Annotated in this window: 20 protein-coding genes; 6 read left to right on the forward strand and 14 right to left on the reverse strand. The window is 67.2% G+C overall.

Annotation, left to right across the window (positions count from 1 at the left end; genetic code table 11):
- The first annotated feature begins 353 nt into the window (after window positions 1-353).
- Window positions 354-1,634, forward strand: coding sequence for a lipase family protein (locus tag OHA42_RS01170; RefSeq protein WP_406233791.1), 1,281 nt, complete (start codon window positions 354-356; stop codon window positions 1,632-1,634).
- Between the two features lie 29 nt (window positions 1,635-1,663).
- On the opposite strand, the gene OHA42_RS01175 is transcribed toward OHA42_RS01170, so the two are convergent.
- Complete coding sequence (locus OHA42_RS01175) at window positions 1,664-2,497, reverse strand: alpha/beta fold hydrolase (RefSeq protein ID WP_406233793.1); 834 nt, start codon at window positions 2,495-2,497, stop codon at window positions 1,664-1,666.
- Between the two features lie 70 nt (window positions 2,498-2,567).
- On the opposite strand from OHA42_RS01175, the gene OHA42_RS01180 reads away from it, so the two are divergent.
- Window positions 2,568-3,047 carry a MarR family winged helix-turn-helix transcriptional regulator gene (locus tag OHA42_RS01180; RefSeq protein ID WP_406233795.1) on the forward strand — a complete coding sequence of 160 codons (480 nt, stop codon included), beginning with the start codon at window positions 2,568-2,570 and terminating at the stop codon, window positions 3,045-3,047.
- A 40-nt stretch (window positions 3,048-3,087) separates the two neighbouring features.
- Here the strand turns inward: OHA42_RS01180 and puuE are convergent, their stop codons facing one another.
- The 9 genes from puuE to uraD form a co-directional block, all read right to left on the reverse strand.
- Window positions 3,088-4,002 (reverse strand): allantoinase PuuE, encoded by a 915-nt coding sequence (gene puuE / locus OHA42_RS01185; RefSeq protein WP_406233797.1) that lies wholly within the window; start codon window positions 4,000-4,002, stop codon window positions 3,088-3,090.
- A complete protein-coding gene (gene alc, locus OHA42_RS01190) occupies window positions 3,999-4,964 on the reverse strand; it encodes an allantoicase (RefSeq protein ID WP_406233798.1) in 966 nt (321 codons plus the stop codon). The genes puuE and alc overlap by 4 nt, the downstream gene beginning before the upstream one ends.
- A 32-nt stretch (window positions 4,965-4,996) precedes the next feature.
- Window positions 4,997-6,169, reverse strand: coding sequence for a DUF6986 family protein (locus tag OHA42_RS01195; protein ID WP_406238979.1), 1,173 nt, complete (start codon window positions 6,167-6,169; stop codon window positions 4,997-4,999).
- A 38-nt stretch (window positions 6,170-6,207) separates the two neighbouring features.
- Window positions 6,208-9,084: a molybdopterin-dependent oxidoreductase gene (locus tag OHA42_RS01200; protein ID WP_406233800.1), complete on the reverse strand. Its 2,877-nt coding sequence runs from the start codon at window positions 9,082-9,084 to the stop codon at window positions 6,208-6,210.
- Window positions 9,081-9,914: an FAD binding domain-containing protein gene (locus OHA42_RS01205; RefSeq protein WP_406233802.1), complete on the reverse strand. Its 834-nt coding sequence runs from the start codon at window positions 9,912-9,914 to the stop codon at window positions 9,081-9,083. The genes OHA42_RS01200 and OHA42_RS01205 overlap by 4 nt, the downstream gene beginning before the upstream one ends.
- A gap of 976 nt (window positions 9,915-10,890) precedes the next feature.
- Window positions 10,891-12,252 carry an 8-oxoguanine deaminase gene (locus OHA42_RS01210; protein WP_406233803.1) on the reverse strand — a complete coding sequence of 454 codons (1,362 nt, stop codon included), beginning with the start codon at window positions 12,250-12,252 and terminating at the stop codon, window positions 10,891-10,893.
- Entirely contained in the window at window positions 12,249-13,154 is a 906-nt protein-coding gene (gene pucL / locus OHA42_RS01215) for a factor-independent urate hydroxylase (protein WP_406233805.1), read from the reverse strand. The genes OHA42_RS01210 and pucL overlap by 4 nt, the downstream gene beginning before the upstream one ends.
- A 7-nt stretch (window positions 13,155-13,161) precedes the next feature.
- Window positions 13,162-13,479, reverse strand: coding sequence for a hydroxyisourate hydrolase (uraH, locus tag OHA42_RS01220; protein WP_406233807.1), 318 nt, complete (start codon window positions 13,477-13,479; stop codon window positions 13,162-13,164).
- On the reverse strand, window positions 13,476-13,979 hold the full coding sequence (uraD, locus tag OHA42_RS01225) for a 2-oxo-4-hydroxy-4-carboxy-5-ureidoimidazoline decarboxylase (RefSeq protein WP_406233809.1): 504 nt from the start codon (window positions 13,977-13,979) through the stop codon (window positions 13,476-13,478). Before uraD ends, uraH begins: the two co-directional genes overlap by 4 nt.
- A gap of 276 nt (window positions 13,980-14,255) precedes the next feature.
- On the opposite strand from uraD, the gene OHA42_RS01230 reads away from it, so the two are divergent.
- Window positions 14,256-14,774, forward strand: a complete 519-nt coding sequence (locus tag OHA42_RS01230) for an NTP transferase domain-containing protein (protein WP_406238981.1) — start codon at window positions 14,256-14,258, stop codon at window positions 14,772-14,774.
- 13 nt (window positions 14,775-14,787) lie between these two features.
- Entirely contained in the window at window positions 14,788-15,807 is a 1,020-nt protein-coding gene (locus OHA42_RS01235) for an XdhC family protein (RefSeq protein ID WP_406233811.1), read from the forward strand.
- A gap of 404 nt (window positions 15,808-16,211) precedes the next feature.
- On the opposite strand, the gene OHA42_RS01240 is transcribed toward OHA42_RS01235, so the two are convergent.
- From OHA42_RS01240 to OHA42_RS01255, 4 genes are all read right to left on the reverse strand, one after another.
- Window positions 16,212-17,306 (reverse strand): ABC transporter substrate-binding protein, encoded by a 1,095-nt coding sequence (locus OHA42_RS01240; protein ID WP_406233813.1) that lies wholly within the window; start codon window positions 17,304-17,306, stop codon window positions 16,212-16,214.
- A gap of 75 nt (window positions 17,307-17,381) precedes the next feature.
- Complete coding sequence (locus tag OHA42_RS01245) at window positions 17,382-18,179, reverse strand: ABC transporter permease (protein ID WP_406238983.1); 798 nt, start codon at window positions 18,177-18,179, stop codon at window positions 17,382-17,384.
- Window positions 18,180-18,274: 95 nt separating this feature from the next.
- Window positions 18,275-19,021, reverse strand: a complete 747-nt coding sequence (locus OHA42_RS01250) for an ABC transporter permease (protein ID WP_406233814.1) — start codon at window positions 19,019-19,021, stop codon at window positions 18,275-18,277.
- Complete coding sequence (locus tag OHA42_RS01255; RefSeq protein ID WP_406233816.1) at window positions 19,018-19,836, reverse strand: ABC transporter ATP-binding protein; 819 nt, start codon at window positions 19,834-19,836, stop codon at window positions 19,018-19,020. Before OHA42_RS01255 ends, OHA42_RS01250 begins: the two co-directional genes overlap by 4 nt.
- A gap of 163 nt (window positions 19,837-19,999) precedes the next feature.
- On the opposite strand from OHA42_RS01255, the gene OHA42_RS01260 reads away from it, so the two are divergent.
- Together OHA42_RS01260 and OHA42_RS01265 are read left to right on the forward strand one after the other, a co-directional pair.
- Window positions 20,000-20,698: a nicotinamide riboside transporter PnuC gene (locus OHA42_RS01260; protein ID WP_406238985.1), complete on the forward strand. Its 699-nt coding sequence runs from the start codon at window positions 20,000-20,002 to the stop codon at window positions 20,696-20,698.
- A gap of 109 nt (window positions 20,699-20,807) precedes the next feature.
- On the forward strand, window positions 20,808-22,286 hold the full coding sequence (locus tag OHA42_RS01265) for an MFS transporter (protein WP_406233818.1): 1,479 nt from the start codon (window positions 20,808-20,810) through the stop codon (window positions 22,284-22,286).

Here is a 22,286-nt window from a genome sequence, read left to right on the forward strand (position 1 = left end):
GCTAGTGTGAATCTCAGCTAGGTTTCCGCAGGTGTTTGCTAACTTTGCGAAATTTGCCGATGAATTGCACGCATGAAACCTACCGACGGGTAGCTCTGACATGCGGTTTTAGCGTAACGCTCGTACTGTTAGCGATCTTCAAGTGGGCTGCCATCGACTCGCGCAGACATTCCGTCCTGTGAGGACCTTCACAGCTTCGGGCGGCTGCCTTCGGTGTGGGCTGGGCCACCTTCGAGCGGGAAGGGTCGCGCGCCGTCGGGCAGACTGGGTCGAATTCACTCCAGGACAGGCGTCCAGCTGCCTCGGCCATCCGCGGCCGGCATCGGGCGCTCGATCAACCCGACAGGAGCACCATGCGGAAACTGTGGTTCACCACGGCAATCGCCTGCACTTGCGCCGCGAGCCTGCTGACACTGCCCGCAGCGACCGCCGACCCCGCGGGCGGACCGGGCACCGTCACTTCTATTGCGCCACTCGCCGCAGTCGCGACCCCGCCGGGGTCGGTGAACTCCACCCGCATCATCTATCGCACCAGCACCGCGAACAACGTGCCGACCGAGGCGAGCGCGGCCGTCTACTTCCCGCCGGGTCCTGCGCCCGCGGGCGGCTGGCCGGTGATCGCCTGGGCGCACGGCACCGTCGGACTCGGCGACGACTGCGCATACAGCATCACCGGACCGAGCGCCGCCGAGCGCGACTGGGCCTACCTGGGCACCTGGCTGCAGCAGGGTTACGCCATCGTGGCCGCCGACTATGCCGGGCTCGGCACACCGGATGAGCATCCCTATCTCAACGGGATGGTCATGGCACACAACGTGGTCGACGCAGTACAGGCCGCGACCAGGCAGTACTCGTCACTCGCGAAGAAGTGGGCCGTCGTCGGCCAGTCGCAGGGCGCGGGCGCGGCCGCCTACACCGCGCGCTACGCCACCGAATTCGGCGGCCCCGAGTTGGACTACCGCGGCGCGGTCACCACCGGCGTGCCTGCCTACGTCGAGGACGTGCTGCTGCCGTTGGCTCCGCATATGCCACCCATCAAGCTGAGCCCGCACAGCACCGCCTACGTGCTGTACATCCTCAACGGGCTGCGCACGACTTACGGGGACGCAGCCGGACAGAGTCCGTCCGAAAACCGCGCCGGGCCGAGCGGAGGCGAGGCAGCCGCCTACGGGGACGCAGCCGGACAGAGTCCGTCCGAAAACCGCGCCGGGCCGAGCGGCGGCGAGGCAGCCGCCTCCCCAACGTTGAATATCGAGTCCTTCCTCACCGACGCCGGCCGGGAATGGCTGACCCGCGCCCGCGATGCGTGCATCGGGCCGCTCGGTGACGAGCTCGCGGCACGCGGCGTCGTGCTGGGCGATCTGTTCTCCCGGCCGTTGCTGGAGATCCCCGACCTGCACGGGTTCCTCGCCCGCTACATGGCGCTGCCCGAATCCGGCTACAACAAGCCGCTCTTCATCGGGCAGGGCCTGCGCGACACCGATGTCATCACGCCGGAATCCCTGCGCTGGGCAGCCGTGCTGAAGGCGAACGGCCAGCCGGTCACGCTGCACACCTATCCCACCGACCACAGCGGGACGGTCAATGCTTCACTGCCGGATTCCCTACCGTTCGTGCACAACCTGTTCGCCTGAGCCGCACCCCGGCCGGTCGCGAACCCGACTCACACCGCGGTGAGCAAGTCACGGAGGCGAGCGGCGTAGGCCGACGGGTGGGTCATATTGCCGTTGTGGCCACCGGGGAATTCGACCACCGGGGTATCACGCAACACGGCCAACTCCTGCGCGCATTTGTGGTCGAAAACCTCATGCGGGGTGCTACGCCCGGAGGCCGGAATGATGTGGACAGATGACCGCCGCAATTCGGCGGCATCGAGGTTGTCGGCGCGAATGGCGGTGAAGTCCTCGCCGATAAAGAATGCGAAGTTCGCGGCACGCGCTGGAGTAATCGGGGGCAGCTCCACACCCGGCTCCAATTCCTGGTTCCGTGGGTCGATGCCGAGGGTTTTCACCATGGGCGCCAAGGCGGCCTGCCAACCGCTGTCCCGGAAAACCTGCTGGCAGTGTTCGAGTTCGCGCAGATGGTGCGCGCGTTCGGCAGCCGCGAGAAGCCACGGTGCGACCGGCTCGTGCGCGATCAGGGTGTGCAGCTGCTCCGGGTGTCCGACAGCCAGGTGCAGTCCAATGGCCGCACCCATGCTGCAACCGAGCATGCGGGCCGGTTGATCTGTCAGCGCAGCGAGCAGACGATGCACGTCATCGGCATGCGTCGCCACCGTCACCGGCTCGGTCGAGTCGTGAATCGTGCTGCGCGACAGTCCCCTTCGATCGTAGGTGATGACGGTGTAACTCTGCTCCAGCTGGCGGACCAGGCCCTCGCTGCGGCGCGCGTCCCCCTCGCCGCTCTGCGAAATGAGCAGGACCGGGCCGGTGCCCCGGACCTCGTAGTAGAGGTCGGCACCGGGCACCGAAAGGGTGGCGTTCGAAATCGTGGTCATACCGAGAACGATAACCCATCAAATCTGATACATCAATAGTGATGCATCAAACTTGATGTACTGTTGCCGCATGGATGGTGTGGAGCTTTTCCTGTTGGGCCGAACCCTGATGAAGCTCGGCGAAGACGCGCTGCCCACCGAGGGTCTCGGCGGCGGCCACCGGCCGGTGCTGATCGTGACCAGCGACATTCTGGAGCATCCAGACAGCACCGTCAGCGAAATAGCCGCGCGCACCAGCCTTCCGCAGAGCGCCGTATCGAACGCAGTCGCCCGCCTGAAAGAAGCAGGCTCGATCACCACAACCACCGACCCACGCGACCGACGTCGATCGTTGATCCGCAAGGCCGACCGAATCTCCGCCCGCGTCGCACAGGTGCGGGCGACCACGATCGACGCCGCACTGGCGGCTGCACTCGGCACCGACGACCCTGAGCTGGTGAACGAAGTCGTCACCGCTTTGGAATTACTCGCTCGGCAACTACGCCCGAGCCACCCGCGCACAGCCGCGCACAGCGATCCTTCCACCGCATCTCGGAAGCAAGGCGGCTGATCTCGCCTTCCGGCACACACTCCCGAGAATTCGACCATGTTCAGCGTGTCGATAGCCCCGTAGGAGCGTGGGTTCGGTGCCAGTGTTCGGCGATGTCGATGCGTCGAGTTATCCACACATCATCGTGGGATTGGACGTGGTCCAGGAAGCGTTCGAGTGCCGCGGTGCGGGCAGGGCGGCCCACTATGCGGCAGTGCAGACCCACCGACAGCATTTTCGGGCTGCCCTCGGCGCCTTCGCGGTAGAGCACGTCGAAGGCGTCACGCAGGTGCGCGAAGAACTGCTCACCGCTGGGGAAACCCGCAGGCGAGGCGAAACGCATGTCGTTGGTGTCCAACGTGTACGGGACCACCAGGTGATTGCGGTTGTGGACGGTGACCCAGTAGGGCAGGTCGTCGGCGTAGGAATCCGAGTCGTAGACGAATCCGCCGTGCTCGACCACCAACTGCCTGGTGTTCGGTGAGTCGCGCCCGGTGTACCAGCCCCGCGGTGGGGCGCCGGTCAATTCGGTGAGGATGCGAACCGCCTGGGCCATGTGCGCCCGCTCGGTCTCGCGGTCAGCGAGCTGATAGGACTTCCAGCGCAGGCCGTGGCAGGCGATCTCGTGGCCGAGCTCGCGAAAAGCCGCTACCGCCTCGGGATTTCGCTGCATGGCCCTGGCCACCGCGAAGATGGTGAGCGGCAGGGCACGGCGCTCGAAGACCCGGAGCACCCGCCACAGACCGGCGCGGGAGCCGTACTCGTAGAGCGACTCCATGCTCATGTGCCGATTCGGAAAGGCTTCCGCCGGAGTCATTTCCGAGAGGAAGGTCTCCGAGTGCGGATCGCCGTCGAGGACACTGTTCTCCGCGCCCTCTTCGTAATTGAGCACGAACTGGACCGCGATCCGTGCGCCACCCGGCCATTTCGGATCCGGTGGTGTCGCCCCGTAGCCGACAAAGTCCCGCTTGCTCATTCGCCCAGCTCTCCGTACAGCCGCAGGCGCGCAAGCCCGCCGTCCGGGTAGATGTCCAGGCGCACTTCCTCGACCGAAGCGCCCATCGGCGCGATCGCGAAGCGGTGCCTGGTGTCGGGGAGCAGTGCGGTGCGTGGCAGCAGTTCTAGCTCGGTGCCGTCGGTGGTGCGGCCGGTGACCCGGGCTGAGCCCGGGCTGTTGCCGAGGAAGTACGACGTGTCGATCTCCGCGAGCCGGATCAGGCCCGGTCCGGCGAGGCGGATGTGCACCCAGTCGTTGCCGTCGTCGCGGCGGCGGGCGGTCTCCCAGCCGTCGCCCATCTTCCCGGCCAGGCCGGGATAGAGCAGCTGGTTGGGCGAGCTGTAGAAGCGGTTGGAGCAGTCGATCACCAGCGCGCCATTCTCCAGCGCGGCCAGATCCAGCGGGCCGAGACCGAGCAGCCTCGGATCGGGGCGACCCTCCCCGTACACCCGCAGCCGAGCCACGCCGCCATCCGGATGCATGGTGAGTTTCACATGGGTCCAACGCTTTTCGCTCTCGATCGAGAACGGGTTGCGGCTGTCGCCTGCGACCGGGGCACGGTCGACCAGGGTCACCCAGTCGTCGCGTTCGGCGATGGTCTCGGCGTCCGGGTAGCCCTCGATCTCCAGCGCGGACACCGACACGGCGGGCGGATAATTGCCCTTGAACCAGGCGGTATCCACCACGATGCCACGGATGAGGCCGGGCACGCCGAGCCGCACGATGGCGGAATCGTCACCGGGCCTGCCCCGATGCCTACGGGTCTCCCAGCCGTCATAGATCTGGCCCTTGTGCCCGAAGGTCGACGGGCGGTATTCGGCGGGGCCGGGGTTGATCAAATTCTCCTTCTCCGCGAAGAATTCGTCATCGGCCCAGATCACCGACCCGCCGAGGGGTCGGACCGCCAGGTCCGGCAGCAGCGTGAAGTCCGCGTCGTGCACTACGCCTCCTGTTCCGGAGCTTGGTTGTTCATCTACGCCTCCTGCGGGATCGGCGCGCGCGAAACCAGCGCTTGCAGCACCTCGATGGTCAGGTCGCCGAGTTCACCCGCGCCGCGCGCGCCGCAGTTCACGCCGCGTAAGACGGTGGCGGCCAAGGCTTCCGCGGTGGCGGGCTCGTCCATGACCCCGCCGGATCGCCGTTCGAGATAGGCCTGCAGGCGCGGGACCGCGATGGCGGTGGCCTGCCGGAAGAACTCATAGGTGGCCAGCCAGCGGGTGATCAAATGCCCGGGGTGCATGTCCCAGCCCTGGTAGTACCCGCGACGCAGCGATCGGGTGACCAGCCGATGATGGTTGCGCAGTGCGGCTTCGGGTTCGGTGTCGGGCACGATCTGGGTGGAGCCGTCACAGATCCACACACCCGTTTGCGCCGCGGCCACCTGCATGACGGACTTGGCGTAGTCCGCGGCCGGATGATCGAGCGCCTGATCGGGCGCGGCGATACCGCAGGCGGCCGTGTAATCGTATGTGCCGAAATGCAATCCGCTGCAGCGGCCACCGGCAAGGCCGATCATTCTTGCTATCGGTGTGGTGCCGTCGGCAGCAATGACGGCCTGCGGGCTCTCGATCTGGAGCTCGAAACGCAAGGTGCCTTCAGCCAGGCCATAGCCCCGCTCGAAGGCTTCGGAGAGTGCGACGAGAGCCGAAACCTGTTCTGCCGCTCGAATCTTGGGCACGGTAAATACGAAGCCTGCCGGCACGCCGCCCGCCGTGTCGAGCACCAACTCGAGGGTGCGCAAGGCTCTGTGGCGTTCCGCGCCCGCAAGACCCTTCGTCCGAATGCCGAAACTTGCCGGGCCGTCGGATTGCTCCGCCCAGGCAGCCAGCGCCGCGCCTGCGGTGATGGCGGCCTTGTCTTCCTCATCGTCGGAACGGAATCCGTAGCCGTCCTCGAAGTCGATGCGCAGATCCTGGATCGGGTGGCGCTGGAGGCGGTCGCGCACGGCGGGCAGGGACCGGGTGCTGTCCAGCTCGGCGAGCAGGTCGTGGTGGCGGTCGAGCAGTTCCGTTGCCGCCGCACCCCATGCCACGGGCGTTTCGGCGGTGACGCGATCGGCTGACACGTATGCCGTGTGAATGGGCTGCGCCCGGCCGTCGGGGCCTGGATACCGCGCAAGCAGTTCGGCGTCGACCGGGTCGAGCATCGCGTCGATTCGGGCACGAACGTCCTCGGGTAGCCGGGTCACCCCTGCGCTCCTTTCTGAATGACATGCCAGATCCGGTCGGCCGTCATCGGCAACCGGTCCAGTCGTACTCCGACAGCATCGCGGATGGCATTCGCCAGGGCGGGGGCGACCGGGTTGTACGGCGACTCACTCATCGACTTGGCACCGAGCGGGCCCAGGTCATCGGCGGTTTCGGCGAAGTACACCTCGGTGCGGGGCAGGTCGGCGAACTGTGGGATGTGGTAGTGCCGCAATGTCCGGGTGGTCACCACGCCGTGGTCGCTGCGCATGTCCTCGTAGAGCGCGGTGCCGATGGCCTGCGCCGCGCCGCCCTCCACCTGCCCGCGGCACTGCACCGGGTTGAGCACGGTGCCCGCGTCGGCGGCCTGGATGGACTGCAGGATTCGCACTGATCCGGTGTCCGGGTGAACCGCAACCCGGAAGGCGTGCACGTTGAAGCTGACCGAACGTGGGCTGCCGTCATGATCGCCGCGGCCCGACAGCTCACCATTGGCCAGGAGTTCCGCCGCGACGAGCAGCCGATCACCGCAGCGGACACCGCCGGGGCGCAGTTCGCATTCGGACGCGGGTAGTCCGGACAGCTCGGATGCCCTGGCCAGCATCCGGTCACGCAGCGACAGCGCCGCCGAGTAGCAGGCTTTGCCCGCCACTGTGATTCCGGTCGATCCGAACGCGCCGGTGTCATGTCCGACCAGATCGGTGTCCGACTGCCGGATCACCACCTGCCGCACATCGGCATTCAGCGCGGTGGCTGCGAGCTGGGCGTGCACCGTGGTGGTGCCATTGCCGAATTCTGCAGTGCCGACCCGGATCTCGTAGCGCCCGTCGGCCAGCAGGGTGGCCGTTGCTTCGGAGCGATGTCCGCGCGGCGGGATGGTGGCGATCATGGACAGCGCCATGCCCTCGCCGACGCGCCAGTCCGGGCCGGGAGCCGCAATATCGTTGCCGCGCAGCAGTGCTCGCTGGGTGAGGTCGATGCACTGGTCCAGGCCGTAGCTGCCGATCATCAGATCGCTGTCGTCGACTTCCGCACCGACGAGCCGATCTCCTGGCACCACCACGTTGCGGCGGCGGAACTCGAACGGGTCGATACCGGTGGCCCGCGCGAGCTCGTCCAGCGCCGACTCGACCCCGAAGATGATCTGCCCCAGGCCGTACCCGCGAAACGCGCCCGACGGAATGTTGTTGGTGTACACCGCCTGCGCGTCGACCCGTTTGTTGGCGCAGCGGTAGACCTCCACCGACTCGCCCACACCGTGGAACATCACGCCCACGCTGTGATTGCCGTAAGCGCCCGCATCGGAGAGCACATCGACAGCAAGGGCGGTCAACGTGCCGTCGGCGTCGGCGCCGGCCGTCACCTCGACGCGCATCGGATGCCTGCTCGTCGCCGCGGTGAACTCGTCGGACCTGGTGAACTCGTACTGGACCGGCCGCCCGGTGCGCAGCACCGCCAGGGCAATGAGATCCTCGGCCAGCATCTCCTGCTTGGCGCCGAAACCGCCGCCGACCCGGGTCGCGAACACCCGCACCCGTTCCCGAGGCAGACCGAAGACTTCACACAATTCGTCCCGCACCAAGAACGGCACCTGTGTGCTGCACCTGATCACCAGCCTGCTCTGCTCGTCCAACCAGCCGATGCCACCGTGGGTCTCCAAATGCACATGCTGGGCGCGCGGCGAATGCCATACCCCGTGCACCACATGGGCGGCCGCGTACAGCCCCGCAGCCACATCACCCACCTCGCCGTGCACCTCGGCGACCAGATTTCGCTGCGCATCCGCGATCCGAGCCGAATTCGGTTTATCACCATGCAGTTTCGGTGCCCGCGGGCTGAGCGCCTGCGCCGGTTCGAATACCGCGGGCAGCAGCTCGTACTCCACCAGCAATGCCCGGCACGCCGCCCTGGCAATATCCACGCTGTCGGCGACGACAGCGGCCACTCGCTGCCCGACGAAGCGCATCGTCCGGTCCAGCACATAGGTGTCATCGGGATCGTCCATCCGGAACTCGTGGCGCGCAGTCGAAAACGCGACATCCGGCGCGTCGGCCCAGGTGAGCACCGCATGCACGCCGGGGAGGGCTTCGGCGGCCGAGGTATTGATCGAGACGATCCGCGCATGTGGGTGCGGGCTCGGCAGCACCGCGATATGCAGTGGCGCGGCCGGCGGGGCCATCGCCGGGTCGGCCGTGGGGTCGGCATCGAGGGCGCGAACGTCGAAGGTAAATGCTTCCGTACCGGTCACGACACGAGCGGACGCCGGTGCGGCGGCTCCCGTCCCGATCTGCCCCGAGCCGCGGTCAGGAGATGTACCGGTGGCAGCGGGTGCGCACAGGTCAGCGGCCGCGCCGGGGTCGACCTGGTGCTGGGCGCGAGCATCGGATCCAGCTTCCGCAGGCACCACATGTGCGGCCGGCTCGGGTTTCGCGGATGCGGCGGTCAGTGCATCGGTGATGGCGCGATATCCCGTGCAGCGGCAGAGGTTTCCCTTCATCAGCTCGGGTAGGTCGGCGGTGTCGGGCGTTGTCGATGGGCTGCCGCAGCCGAGGCCCGCGGCGGTGACCACCATGCCTGCGGTGCAGAAGCCGCATTGGAAAGCCGCCGCGTCGATGAATTGCTGTTGCACGGGGTGTAGGTCGGTGGTGGTGCCGAGGCCGGAGGCCGTGGTGATGGTGCGGTCGGCGGCGCGGTAGGCGGGGATGATGCAGGAGTGGACGGTCATGCCGTCGAGTTGCACCGAGCAGGCGCCGCAGTCGCCCGCGTCGCAGCCCTTCTTCACGGCCAGGTTGCCGGTTTCGCGGAGCAGGGTGCGCAGGCACTGGCCGGGGCGGGGGTCCGCCTGCACGAGCTTGCCGTCGACCTCGAATTTCATTGTGGCTCACCCATTTCGGGGCACAGCTCCGCGGCGACCTGCGCGGCCAGACGGCCGGTGACGTGGCAGCGCCAGTCCGGTGCGCCGTGCGGGTCGTCGAACCAGAGCGCCGGATCGATCGACTCGATGGCTGTGTGCACCTGAGCAGAGCTCGGTGGTTCGGCGAAATCCAGCACAATCGGGCGGCTGGTTGCCGCGGTGATGGTGAGCGCGCACCGATCGCCTGGCTCGCGCCGACCCATCACCACCGCCCCGGAGCGACCCAGCGGCGACAATGCGATTTTCCGGAAAGCAGTGCGCGACAGCAGGCTTCGCATCGGGATGGTGATCGATCGCAGCACCTCACCGGGCCGCAATGCCTGGACGCCCGGGCCGATAACGAACTCCCGCAATGGGATACGTCGATCGGTTCCGTCCGGCGACCACACCAGTGCGACTCCGTCGAGTGCGGTCACCGCACCGAGTACCCCACCCGCGGGCAATGCCAAGCACACATTCCCGCCGACGGTCGCGGTCCGCCAGATCTTGTGGGAGGCGAGCAGCGCCCGGCAGCCCTGCGCGAACAGCGCCGTCCCCGGCCACTCGTGACGCAGCATCGGCAAGCCGAGTTCACGGCCGGGCCCCGCACCGGCGAATTCGGCCAATGTGCAGGTAGCCGCGATCTCCAAGCCTTCCGGCGTCTCCGACAACGCGGTCCAGCCGAGCGCGGTGATGTCGACAAGCCGCTCCAGCCGCTCCTGCGGCTCGGAGAACAGGAAAGTGCCGCCGGCCAGAACCCCGCACGAGCCGCCCACCACCCCGAGGTCAGCCCGCTCCCGCGCCACCGTCACTGCCCGGATCGTATCCAGGTCCACGTCTCACCTCACTCCACTACCTCTGCCGCCACAGTAGAAGCCGAGAGTTGCCGCGATGTTGCACGACACCCGCTCCACATTGCGCCATCGTTACCGCGGCGCCACCGCCCCCCGCCCCCCGCTCCTGGCTCCCAGCTCCCAGCTCCCAGCTCCCAGCTCCCAGCTCCCAGCTCCCAGCTCCCAGCTCCCAGCTCCCAGCTCCCAGCTCCCGACCAGCATCGGCCCATTCACCAGCTCACCCCACCGTGCTGCCGCTATACCTTTTTCGACCGTCCGGGATCACCACAGTGCAACCAAGCCGACCGCCCGAACCGGCCATCATCCAGCCTCCCACCTGACCCTTGTCTCGGCCACGTTCCGAATCCGACTGAACGATGTGGTCGCCCGCGCCGATCCCAGCCGGCCGACCCTTTCGATTCGCTCGGCATGCCAGCGCCGGCACTCCACAAACGTCGACATGCTCGCCCCGGGCGGTCGCATCGAGGCCGATCCGACGTCGAATCCCACCCTGTCACCGACGTCGGCGCAACCTGCTCGCATGGGCACTCCCCAAAGCCGACGACGCCGATGCGCCACGCCGAATCCATCCGGCGCAAACGCCGACTCGGCCCTCCTGCCAGTCCGCAGAATCCAGATAGCTTCGATCGCCGCAGTCCCACGCCGAATCGCACCTCGACGTGAACCCGGGCACGCTCGCTCCGACCATCCGACCTGCGCCGATAGCTCCGATTCGCCCTCGTCGACCGGTCAGTCGTACCACGGTGTCGACAACGCCGATCCGGCCACATCCCATCCACAATGAACGTCTGCAGTGCACAGACTGCGTCTGCCTCGAGCCCGTATTCGCGACGGATGCCGCCGGTACCCGGGCTATCCGGCCGCGGATTCGGCCCGCCACCGCATCGAGTCGTATCCACCCTGAACGTCATCGCTCCCGCGCAACCGGGTCGGATCAGCCCGCCTTCGCGACCAACGCCGCCTGTGCCCGGGCTACCTGGGCTCCGACGGTCGGCTCGTCGACGGTCCGGACCTCGCCGTCACGAACGACCTCGCGTCCGTTCACGATCAGTGCGGCGAGCGGTGGGGCCGAGCCGAGGATCAGTGCGGTGACCGGGTCGTCGATGCCCGCGTGCGCGGGGGTGTCGAGCCGCCACAGGGCCAGGTCGGCGAGCTTGCCCGGTTCGATCGAGCCGATCTCGGTATCGCGGCCGAGTACTCGGGCGCCGCCGATGGTGGCCAGCGCCAAGGCTGTTCGGACGCTCAGTGCGCGCGGGCCGCCGACGGCGCGGGCGTAGAGGAGGGCGTTGCGTGGCTCCTCGATCATCGAGCTGGACTCGTTGCTGGCCGCGCCGTCCACACCGAGGCCGACGGCCGCGCCCGCGGCGACCAGGTCCGCAGTGCGGGCGATGCCGGCGCCGAGGCGGCTGTTGGAGGTAGGGCAGTGCGCGATGCCGGTGCCGGACCGCGCAATCGAGGTGATGGCCGCATCGTCGAGGTGCACGGCGTGTGCGAACCAGACGTCGGGACCGATCCAGCCGAGCTGTTCCATGTATTCCGCTGGGGTGCAACCGAACTGCGTCGCGCAGAAATCCTGCTCGTCGACGGTCTCGGCCAAATGGGTGTGCAGGCGCACCCCGGAATCGCGGGCGAGCGCGGCGGATTCCCGCATGAGGTCCGCGGTGACCGAGAACGGCGAGCAAGGGGCGAGCGCGATGCGCAGCATCGAATCGAACGACGGATCATGCCAGCGGGCGATTGCCTCCGCGCTCGCGGCCAGCACGGTGTCCAGCGATTCCACCACGCGATCCGGTGGCAGCCCACCGGAACTCGCGCCGAGGTCCATCGAACCGCGGCACGGGTGGAAGCGCAGCCCGACCTCCTCGGCGGCCGCGATTTCCGCGCCGAGCAGATCACCGCCCTCGTGCGGAAAGACGTAGTGGTGGTCGGCCGTGGTGGTGCAGCCGGTGCGCGCCAGCGCCGACAACGCTCCGGTCGCCGCGACCCGCACTGCGTGCTCGTCGATGCCCGCCCAGATCGGGTAGAGCGTGGTGAGCCACTCGAACAGGGTGTTGTCCGCCGCCAAACCCCGGGTGATCCACTGGTAGAGATGGTGATGGGTGTTCACGAGGCCGGGAGTCAGCAGGCAACCACGCCCATCGATGTGTGGCACGCCACCGAAATCGGGGGCGTCACCTGCGGCGACCGCGCCGATCCTGTTGCCGTGCACTGTCACATAGCCGCGGCGGAACTCCGTGCCCGCCGCATCGACCGTCGCGACAGCACACCCGTCGATGACCAGCGTCGGTTCGCTCATGCCTGCCATGCCGGCCCCCCATCAGGCGCGTCTTCGCGTGACACCGTGGCGTGGATCAGCCCGTAGGGCCGATCGTCGGCATGGAACACCTCACCGTGCGTGTCGATCCCGAATCTGCCGAGGTCGTAGTCGAAGTGGTGTTTGTTCGGCGCGGCGAGCCGGATCTCGGCGAGCACCGGATAGGCCTCCAGCGCGGCCCACCCCATGGCGAACAGCGTCTGCTGCAATGCCTTCGAATGCAGTGTCGCGAACGCCTCGACCAACCGGGCGCGGACACCGGTGTACACCGCGTCCCAATCGACGCCGACGGTGGTCGCAAAACGCCACTGCGCAACGAGCGAGGTGGCCAGCATGCGGTCGTGGGTCGGTGCGAGCACGGTGAATTCGTCGGCGAGGAAGTCGGCGAACTCGGAGCCGGTCGACTTCAGGATCACCAGGTCCTGCACGCCGCCGATCACCCAGGCGCGCTGGTCGCCGCCTTTGCCCGCGACGGTGACCGTTGCCGTGCGCACCTCGGGGCCCGATCTGGTCCAGGTGTGGTCGTGCTCGCTGCCGTCGACCGAAACCCGCTGCCAGGCATACTCTTCGACCTCGATGCGCGCACTGTCGACGGGCTCGATGTCGTCGACGAAGTGCCGGGCCAACGCGAGCGCATAATCCTCGATGGTCTGGATCCCCGGCTGCTTCGCATACGCGTACGCCGTGTGCTTCTGGGTGTCGGTGGGCAGCACCTTCGACTGGTCACCGCTGATGTAGGCGTCGGCGAAATCACCACGCAGCACCGTGGATACGTTCAGGTCGCGGATCTCGTGGCGTGCCTGGTCGCGGTAGATCCGGACGACGCGGTTCTCGGCCTTGCCGTACCGGTTGTCGGACAGCACGATCGGCCCGGTCAGTTCCATGAATGGATCAGCTCCCTCGATAGGTGGAAAAAGCGAAGGGCGACAGCAACAACGGGACGTGGTAGTGCCGCTCCTCGGTGACGACGAATGTGATCGAGACCTCGGGAAAGAACGAATCGACCCGCAGCCGCGCAAAATAGGATCCGGTATCGAACACCAGCCGATAGGTGCCTGCGGCGAGGGTCCCGCCGAGTGCGCCGATCCGCCCGTCGGCATCGGTCACGCCCGCATCGAGCTGCTCCCGGCCGCCGTGCAGCGCCACCGCGACGCCTGCCGCAGGCGCACCACGAACCGCGTCGAGCACATGGGTGCTCAGCGTGCTCATGCGGCGGCGCCGAGCAGGCGGCGCAATCGGATTCGATTGATCTTTGCCAATTCTGTTCGCATCACGCGCCTTTCGGTCTGCGGATCGTTGCCGAGCCTGGCGTGCAGCAGTTCGAGCAGCTCGGCACCGGATTTGCCGGTCGCACACACCAGGTAGATGTGACCGAACCGCTGCTCGTAGGCGCGGTTGCCCTCGGCGAGCGCGGCCCGTATCGAATCCGCGGCGGTGGCCACGGCGGCCTGCTCGCGCGCCGACGCCGCGGTGTCCGGCCGGTCCCCGATCCTGGGGTGCCCGTCGAGTGCGCGGTCGATCTCAGATTCGGACAGTTCGGCCAGTACCGTATCGGCCGTTTCGAGGAGAACTTCGACGGTGGCATACGGTCGCCCGGAAGCCACCGCACGGGCCCACCCGGGCGCCGAGCAACAATCGAGCAATGCCGCGACGGCGTCCGTCTCGGGCAGCGCGTTGAACGGCGCGAGGCCCTCCCCGTCCTGTGTCATCGGTCCAGCATCGAATACGAACAGCCCGGCTGCCACTCGAACGACAGAGATCGCGTCCGGCGTGTCGCGTAGACGCGCCGAGATGGTTCGACAGCTGCATACCACCTGTGGGAAACCTGCTGGCAACGGTCGCGGACTACCGTTCTCTCTATGGGTGTTCCCAACCACGGCGCCGGCACCGAACACGGCGCCGAACCAGCACGTGATGCGGGCCGGGCAGGCACCGCCGAGTGCGTCGGCATCGTGCTCGCCGCGGGCGCGGGAACGCGCTACGGAATGCCGAAGGCGCTCGCCGAAGACGGCGCCTGGCTGCGTGCGGCAGTGACGGCACTGCGCGATGGCGGCTGCGATCCGATCATCGTGGTACTCGGCGCGACGGGCCCGTCGCCGGACATCGTCGACCTGCCCCCTGGCGTGCGCCACGTGTGGGCGGCGGACTGGGCCACCGGACTCGGCGCCTCGTTCCGGTCCGGGCTGATCGCCGCGGCGGACACCGCCGCCGGGTACGCGGCGATCATGCCGGTGGACACCCCCGATGTCGGAGCCGATGTCGTCGCCAGGGTCACCGCCGCCGCCTTCGCGGCACCGAGCGGCCTGGCCCGTGCTGTGTTCCACGACACACCGGGACACCCCGTTGTGCTCGCGCGCAAGCACTGGACCACGGCGTGGAAGCAAGCCGTAGGAGATTCGGGCGCACGCACCTATTTGTCCGGTAAGAACGATATGGTGTGCGTCACGTGCGACGATTTGGCGACGGGGAACGATCGTGATTACCCAGCCTCGGCCGCACGGTGATCGGAGCTAACAGATGCGTGACATTGTCGAAGATTTACTGCGACTATGGCATTCCGGACGTACCGGAGGGCTGGCCACCATCGTGCGCACCATCGGTTCCGGTTCGCTGCCGGTGGGTGCTGCGATCCTGGTCGACGCGAACGGCTCCATCTACGGCTCGGTGCTCGGCGGCTCCGTCGAATCGACCATCTACGACGCCGCCGTCGAGGCCGCCCGCACGGGCAGGCGCGGGCTGCACCGTTTCGGCGTTCCCATCGGTGAGGCGGGCCTGGACTCCGGTGGCATGATCGATGTGTTCATCGAACCGTTCTCCCGCCGGGATTTTCCCGAATTCCCCACTGTCGCAGCCGAAATCGCGGCCCAGCGCCGGGTCACCGTATTCACGGTGGTGTGGAATCCGGACGCGGACCTGATCGGCCAGCATCTGGTCACCGACAAGCGGCACGCCACCGAGTTGGTCGCGCTGCCCGAATCGGATCTGTTCGTCGCCTCGTTCCCGCCACCGCCGCGATTGCTCATCTTCGGCGCCAACGCCTTCGCCGCGGCGCTCACCGTGCAGGCAAACCTGCTCGGCTACCGCGTCACCATCTGCGACTCGCGTGACACCGCCGCCACCCCCGATGCCTTCCCGGGCGCCGAGGTGGTCGTCGACTGGCCGCACCGCTATCTCAACACCCTGTCGGCGGCGGGTGAAATCGACAGCAGCACCGGGATCGTCGTGCTCTCGCACGATCCGAAGTTCGAGATCCCGCTGCTGACAGTGGCATTGCGACTACCCGAGCTGGGCTATCTCGGAGCGATCGGCTCGAGGGCTGCCCACGTTCGGCGCATCGAAGACCTCCAGGCGGGCGGCTTCGACAATGCCACCCTGGCCCGCCTGCACTCCCCCGCCGGACTCGACGTCGGCGCACGGACCGCCGCCGAGGTCGCGGTCTCGATCGCCGCGCAACTGCTAGCCGCCCGGTCCGGTCGGACCGGACGGCACCTATCCGAAAGCAGCGACGCCCTGCATACCGAGCAGGCGTTCGCCTAATAGGCGCAGCCGGACGAAGTCCGTCCCCAGACCGCGCACGGCCGGAGCGAAGGCGGAGGTACGCCTAATAGGCGCAGCCGGACGAAGTCCGTCCCCAGACCGCGCACGGCCAGAGCGAAGGCGGAGTTACGCCTAATAGGCGCAGCCGGACGAAGTCCGTCCCCAGACCGCGCACGGCCGGAGCGAAGGCGCACGTACGCCCAACAGGCGCAGCCGGACAAAGCCCGTCCCCAAACCGCACACGGCCGCAGCGAAGGCGCAGGTACGCCCAATAAGCACAGTCGGACGAAGTCCGTCCCCAGACCGCGCACGGCCGCAGCGAAGGCGCAGGTACGCCCAATAAGCACAGTCGGACGAAGTCCGTCCCCAAACCGCGCATGGCCGGAGCGAAGGCGGAGGTACGCCTACTTCAGGCCCGGATTCTCGGCGTACACCTCGCGCAGCACGGACAGATCGAACAGCTGATCGGCCTTGATGTCGATCTTGGCGTTGCGCAGCGCGGCAATGTTCTGCTCGATCAGGTGATCGGTCATGCTCAGCAGCCCGTTGGCCGTCGTGTCCTGCGAAATCACCAGACCGTTCTGCGCGATCGCCTCCTTGGTCTGCTCGGCAAGATCGAGCTTCTGATCCTTGCCGTACACCTCGACGGCCAGTCGGGCCGATTCCTCCGGGTTCCCGATGGCGTCCTTCCAGCCCTTGATCTCGGCGATCAGGAAAGCCTTGAGCTTGTCGCGCTCCTTGTCGATGGTGGACTGCTTGACCGTCAACGTCTCGGCGACCAGCGGCAGGTTGTAATCGGCGAACAAGAAGTGGTTGTTCTCGAATCCCTTGGCGGCCAAGGTGATCGGCTCGTTGGTCACATAGCTGACCCAGCCGTCGACCTCGCCGTTGGCCAGCGGGGTCGGATCGAATTGCGCGGGCACGATAGTGACATCGCTCGGCTTCATACCGTTGGCGGTCAGCAGCGCACCGAAGATGAGCTGGTTGGTGTCCTGCACACCGATCTTGCGACCCTTCATGTCCTGCGGCGTCTTGATCGGCTTGGCTGCGGAGCTGACGATCGCGAACGGGTTCTTCTGATAGGTGGTCGCGACGATCTTCGCGGGCAGGCCCTCCAGGATCGCGGGCGCGGTGGTCTGCGGGGCCGAGGTGCCGAGCCACACCTTTCCGGTGTCGAGCCCGGCCTCCACCGAGGTACTCGCGGCGCCGCCCGCGATCAAGTTGACCGACCCGAAACCGGCGTCCTTGTAATAGCCCTTCGAATCGGCGAAGTATTCACCGGCGAATTCGATGTTCTTCAACCAGGAGAGCTGGATCGCGACGGTGCCGTATTTGGAACCGTCGTCGATCGAGCCGCCCGATGAGCTGGTGGAATCGGAGCCACAGGCGGCCAGCAGCCCGGTGCCGCCCAGCACGGCTCCCGCCAGTGCGGAGTAGCGGAGGAACGAACGGCGGTCCAGGTGCTGCGGCCCGAACGAGGAGCGTTGCGCGGGTGTCATGCGCCGAATCTAGGTCGATTCCGTTTCGATTTCTTTACTTTGAGGTTCCGAGCGTTGATTTGCCCGAATTTGCGATCAACGGCGACCGGCTTCCGGCCCGAATCGGGCGAGCACGAGATTTTCGATCACGCCGACGATCGCGTACAGGATCACCGACACGATGGTGACGATGACGATCGACGCCCACAGCTTGTTGTACTGGAATGTCGGGATGGCGCGGATCAGGCTCGCACCGAGACCGGTGCCGCTGCCGAGCCATTCACCCAGTAGCGCGCCGATCAGTGCGCCGGGCACCGAGATTCGGGCCGCGGCGAACACCGAGGGCAGCGCGGCCGGGACCGCGACCATCCGCAACCCGGTCCAGCGCGAGCCGCCGTAGGCGGTCACCAGGTCCATCGCATGCTGTGGCGCGTTGCGCAATCCCGCCATGATCATCACCAGCGCCGGAAAGAACACCACGATCGCGGCCATCACCGTGACACCGGCGAGCCCACGCCCGAACACCAGCACGATGATCGGGGTGAGCGCCACCAGCGGTACCGACCGCAGCAGCATCGCGACCGGCAGGAAGGTCTGCTCGACCGCCGCGAACGACACGAACAGCGCGGCGACCACCAGCGCCGCCCCCATCCCGAGCCCGAACCCGATGGCCGCATCACGCAGCGTGATCTGCAGATCGTCGAAGATCGCCTGCCGCGCCGTTCCAGCGTTATCCGAGGTGACGAGGTATTTCCAAATATCGCTCGGCGTCTTGCCGACCCGCGGCCCGACCTGCGGGAAGGCCTTCAGGAAGACGTACCAGATGGCGAGCATCAGCAGCAGCGAGGTGAACAGCGGGAACAGGAAGCGCCCGATCCGCCGCAGCACGTCGATGGTTCCCGCGGCAGCGCTCGGCCGCGCCGCGCTGGTGTCGGCGGTGACCGCCGGGGCAGGCGCCACGGTCGGGTTCCGGTCGTCGGCTCGGTCACTCATCGGGCCTCCTGTGTCGTCCACGGCGCGACCAGCCGGGCGGCCAACGCGACGATCGCGTAGCCGAGTCCGGCCAATGCCGCGGCCGCGAGTGCCATACCCCAGGTGCGCGGCACGTTGTAGGCGGTTTGGGCGGCGGTCAGCGCGACTCCGATGCCGCTGTCCACCCCACCGAGGTATTCACCGATGATCGCGCCGAGCACTGCGGAGGGCGCGGCGATCTTCAACGCCGCGAACGTATTCGGCAGCGCGGCGATCGCCTGCACCCGATACAACTGTTGCCAGCGCCCGCCGCCGTAGGCACGCACCAGGTCGAGGCTGGTCTGGTCGGCCGAGCGCAGACCGGTCACCGTTCCGACCATGGTGGTGAAGAAGCAATACATCGCGGCGAGGAACACCGTCGGGGTGCGACCGCCGAAGACCACCAGGATGATCGGTCCGAGCGCGAGCAGCGGCGTGCAGTAGCTGAGGATGGCCAACTGAGTGGCCAGCGGTTCGATCGGCGGAATCAGCATGATCAGGATGGCCAGCCCGATGGCGAGCGCATTACCCCATACGAAGCCTTTCAGCGCACCCCATGCCGTGATCCGGAAGTTGGGGCCGTAGAGCGCCCAGCCGTCGTTGTACATGGTGTCCAGCACGTGCCAGGGGCTCGGAATGGTGCCGCCCGCGACATCGAGCGCCGCGAGCAGCCACCAGATCGCGATCAGCCCGACGATGCCGAGCAGACCGCCCGCGTGTTTCATGCGACGCCACCCTTACCCGACTTCCCGAACAACAGCTCCGAGAGATAGTCGTGCAACTTGTGGAACTCGGGGCTCCGCATCATCTCGGGGGTGCGCGGGCGCGGCAGATCGATTTTCACCAGCTCGAGCACGCGACCCGGCCGCGGGCTCATCACCGCGACCACATCGGAGAGGAATACCGCCTCCGCGATGCCGTGCGTGACCATCAGCGTGGTCGCGGGCTTCTCGGTCCAGATCCGCAGCAACTCCAGATTGAGGCGCTGCCTGGTCATGTCGTCCAGCGCGCCGAACGGCTCGTCCAGCAGCAGCACCGTCGGCTTCACCACCAGCGCCCTCGCGATCGAGACTCGTTGCCGCATACCGCCGGACAGCTGCGCGGGCTTGGCCTTCTCGAAGCCCTCCAACCCGACCAGCCGGACCAGGTCGGCGATCTGGTCCGGATCGGGTTTGAGACCCGCGACCTGCATGGGCAGCTTGATATTGGACTCCACCGAGCGCCACGGCAGCAGCGCCGAATCCTGGAAGGCGATGCCGAGCTCGTGGTGACCGCGCAACTCGGCGGGCGTCTCACCATCGATAAGCGCCTTGCCCGCCGTCGGCGTCTCCAATCCGGCCAGGATGCGCAACACCGTCGACTTGCCGCACCCCGACGGCCCGAGCAGCGAAAGAAACGCACCCTGCTCGGTATGCAGGTCCACCGAATCCAATGCGTGCACCGTGCGTCTACCGACGCGGAAGGTCTTCGTCAACCCGCTGATATGGATGCCCGTCCCGCCGCTGGGCTCCTGCTCGCCGGTATCGCTCGCCGTGCTCATATAACAAACCCTAGGAGCAGGTCGTTGCACGGATATTGCGAATCGCCACCCCAGATTGCACAATCGTTACGCGCGGCGCGTTCGGGCTGTTGTTCGTTCGAATCCGGCTGAACGGAATACCGCCGTGCGGATGAGAAACCGCCCGGCGACGGTTACACCGGTCGTGAACCCGATTTATGCGCTGCTCGACGCCAAGCTGCATATCGCAGGCTCGGAGATCCTGTGGCGCGAGGTGATCGGCAACGGCTTCGGTTTGGCCTCGGCGATCGGTGGCATGCGGCGGCGGGTCTGGGCCTGGCCCATCGGGATCGCGGGCAACACGCTGTTGTTCACGGTTTTCGTCGGCGGCATTTTCAACACACCCCAGCACTTGAATATGGCGGGCCAGGCCGGCCGCCAGCTGATGTTCGTCGCGGTCAGCGTCTACGGCTGGTGGAGCTGGTACCGCCATGCCCGCATCGAAACCGGGCTGGAGCATCGCGGCGTCGATCCGCGGTGGGCGAGCACGCGGGAGCGCTGGCTGCTCGTCGCGGCCATGCTGATCGGCACCGCCGTCTTCGCGCAGCTCTTCGCCCTGATCGGCTCCTATGGGCCGTGGGCCGAAGCGTGGATCTTCACCGGCTCGGTGCTCGCCACCTACGGCATGGCCCGTGGCCTCGCCGAATTCTGGCTCATCTGGATCGCCGTCGACCTGGTCGGGGTGCCACTGCTGCTGAAGGCCGGCTACTACCCGTCGGCCTCGCTGTACCTGGTCTATGCGGGCTTCGTTGCCTGGGGCTTCGTCGTCTGGGCGCGAACGTTGCGTCCTGTCGTCGAGCCGACGCACCCGCATGACGCGGAGCCGCTCACGTCTTCTCCGTAGCCGCAGGAGCTTCGCCGGACCCGCCGAAAATTTCTTCTCCAACTCCGATGAGTCTGCACGCCGGCGCAGGTAAGTACTCGCGAAACCCCTTCGGAGGAGGAACTTCGCGATGAACATGACCGTCGGTCAGCGCTGGGTACTGGCGCTGACCTCGCTTTCCGCATTGATGATCACGCTCGATTCCCTGATCGTCACCACGGCGCTGCATGCGATCCAGCTCGATTTGCACGCGTCGATCGCCGAGCTGGAATGGACGATGAACGCCTACACCCTGAGTTTCGCAGTGCTGCTGATGGCAGGCGCGGCACTCGGAGACCGCTTGGGCCGCAGGCGGGTGCTCGCGGCCGGACTGATCGTATTCAGCGTGGCCTCTGCCGGGTGTGCACTGGCACCGAGCCTGGGCTGGCTGATCGCCGCGCGAGCCGCGCAGGGCGCAGGCGCCGCAGCCGTGCTGCCGGTGGCCATGGCGTTGCTGTCGGCCACGTTCCGGCCGGAGCAGCGGACGCGTGCGCTCGGATTGTTTGCCGCCGTCACCGGATTGGCCACCCTCGGCGGCCCACTGGTCGGCGGAGCGGTGGTGCAGGGCTTGGCCTGGCAATGGATCTTCTGGCTGAACGTCCCGATCGTTGCGGTGCTCGTCCCGCTGGTGCGCACGCGGCTTTCCGAAAGTTTCGGCACCGCACGCACACTGGACTACCTCGGAATCGCGCTGGTGAGCGTCGCCGCACTCGGCCTGGTGTGGGGCCTGATTCGGGGCAACGAGTCCGGTTGGGTCAGCGCCGAAGTAGTCGGTGCGTTCGTCGTCGGCGCGGTGGGGCTGTTCGGGTTCGTCCGCTGGGAGTTGCGCACCGGCACACCGCTGATACCGATGCAGTTCTTCTCGTCCCGAGCCTTCTCCGCAGGAAATGCGGTGGGGTTCTTACTGTTTGCCACGGTCTTCAGTGGCGCGTTCTTCTTCGCCCAGTTCCTACAGGTGGTTCAGCAGCAGGGTCCGCTCGGTGCAGGCGTCCGGTTGGCGCCGTGGACGGTGACGCTGTTCCTCGTCGCGCCGGTGGCGGGTAAGCAGATCAACAGGTTCGGCGAACGCCCCCTCATCGTCACCGGATTGCTCATGCAGGGTGTCGGTTTCGGCTGGATCGCGCTCGTCGCCGACCCCGATCTGCGCTATCCGGCCATGATCGCGCCGTTCGTGATCATGGGTATCGGCGTGTCCATGGCGATACCTGCGGCGCAGAGTGCGGTGCTGCGTGCCGTGCCGATGTCTGCGGTCGGGGCCGCGTCGGGCACCTTCAACACTGTGCGCCAGCTCGGCGGCGCTTTCGGCATTGCCGTGCCCGCAGCGGTCTTTGCGGCAGCGGGCGGGTTCGGATCGGTGCAGGCGTTCAGCGATGGATTCGCCGCGGCGATCGGAACGGCGGCGCTCCTCTCGCTCGCAGGTGCGGTGATCGGCCTGCTGATTCCCGGAGGTGCGCCGGTGGCGCCGGGTCTGGCCGAATCATCGAATTCGGTAGGCGCGCCGGCCGCCGCGGGTGGCCCGTTGGCCGCGAACTCGCCGGTCCCCGCTGATAGCACGGGGACCACCGCATGA

It is taken from the genome of Nocardia sp. NBC_01009 (assembly GCF_045208035.1).
Taxonomy (GTDB): domain Bacteria; phylum Actinomycetota; class Actinomycetes; order Mycobacteriales; family Mycobacteriaceae; genus Nocardia.

Excerpts from the sequence above, each read along its gene's own strand:
- uraH (WP_406233807.1), bottom strand. The coding sequence starts at position 13,479 with ATGAGCACGCTGAGCACCCATGTGCTCGACGCGGTTCGTGGTGCGCCT.
- OHA42_RS01250 (WP_406233814.1), bottom strand. The coding sequence starts at position 19,021 with ATGAAACACGCGGGCGGTCTGCTCGGCATCGTCGGGCTGATCGCGATC.
- OHA42_RS01255 (WP_406233816.1), bottom strand. The coding sequence starts at position 19,836 with ATGAGCACGGCGAGCGATACCGGCGAGCAGGAGCCCAGCGGCGGGACG.
- pucL (WP_406233805.1), bottom strand. The coding sequence starts at position 13,154 with ATGGAACTGACCGGGCCGATCGTGCTGTCCGACAACCGGTACGGCAAG.
- OHA42_RS01175 (WP_406233793.1), bottom strand. The coding sequence starts at position 2,497 with ATGACCACGATTTCGAACGCCACCCTTTCGGTGCCCGGTGCCGACCTC.
- OHA42_RS01240 (WP_406233813.1), bottom strand. The coding sequence starts at position 17,306 with ATGACACCCGCGCAACGCTCCTCGTTCGGGCCGCAGCACCTGGACCGC.
- uraD (WP_406233809.1), bottom strand. The coding sequence starts at position 13,979 with ATGACACAGGACGGGGAGGGCCTCGCGCCGTTCAACGCGCTGCCCGAG.
- OHA42_RS01170 (WP_406233791.1), top strand. The coding sequence starts at position 354 with ATGCGGAAACTGTGGTTCACCACGGCAATCGCCTGCACTTGCGCCGCG.
- OHA42_RS01200 (WP_406233800.1), bottom strand. The coding sequence starts at position 9,084 with ATGAAATTCGAGGTCGACGGCAAGCTCGTGCAGGCGGACCCCCGCCCC.
- OHA42_RS01230 (WP_406238981.1), top strand. The coding sequence starts at position 14,256 with ATGCCGAAGGCGCTCGCCGAAGACGGCGCCTGGCTGCGTGCGGCAGTG.
- OHA42_RS01210 (WP_406233803.1), bottom strand. The coding sequence starts at position 12,252 with ATGAGCGAACCGACGCTGGTCATCGACGGGTGTGCTGTCGCGACGGTC.
- OHA42_RS01265 (WP_406233818.1), top strand. The coding sequence starts at position 20,808 with ATGAACATGACCGTCGGTCAGCGCTGGGTACTGGCGCTGACCTCGCTT.
- puuE (WP_406233797.1), bottom strand. The coding sequence starts at position 4,002 with ATGAGCAAGCGGGACTTTGTCGGCTACGGGGCGACACCACCGGATCCG.
- OHA42_RS01195 (WP_406238979.1), bottom strand. The coding sequence starts at position 6,169 with ATGCTCGACCCGGTCGACGCCGAACTGCTTGCGCGGTATCCAGGCCCC.
- OHA42_RS01235 (WP_406233811.1), top strand. The coding sequence starts at position 14,788 with ATGCGTGACATTGTCGAAGATTTACTGCGACTATGGCATTCCGGACGT.
- OHA42_RS01180 (WP_406233795.1), top strand. The coding sequence starts at position 2,568 with ATGGATGGTGTGGAGCTTTTCCTGTTGGGCCGAACCCTGATGAAGCTC.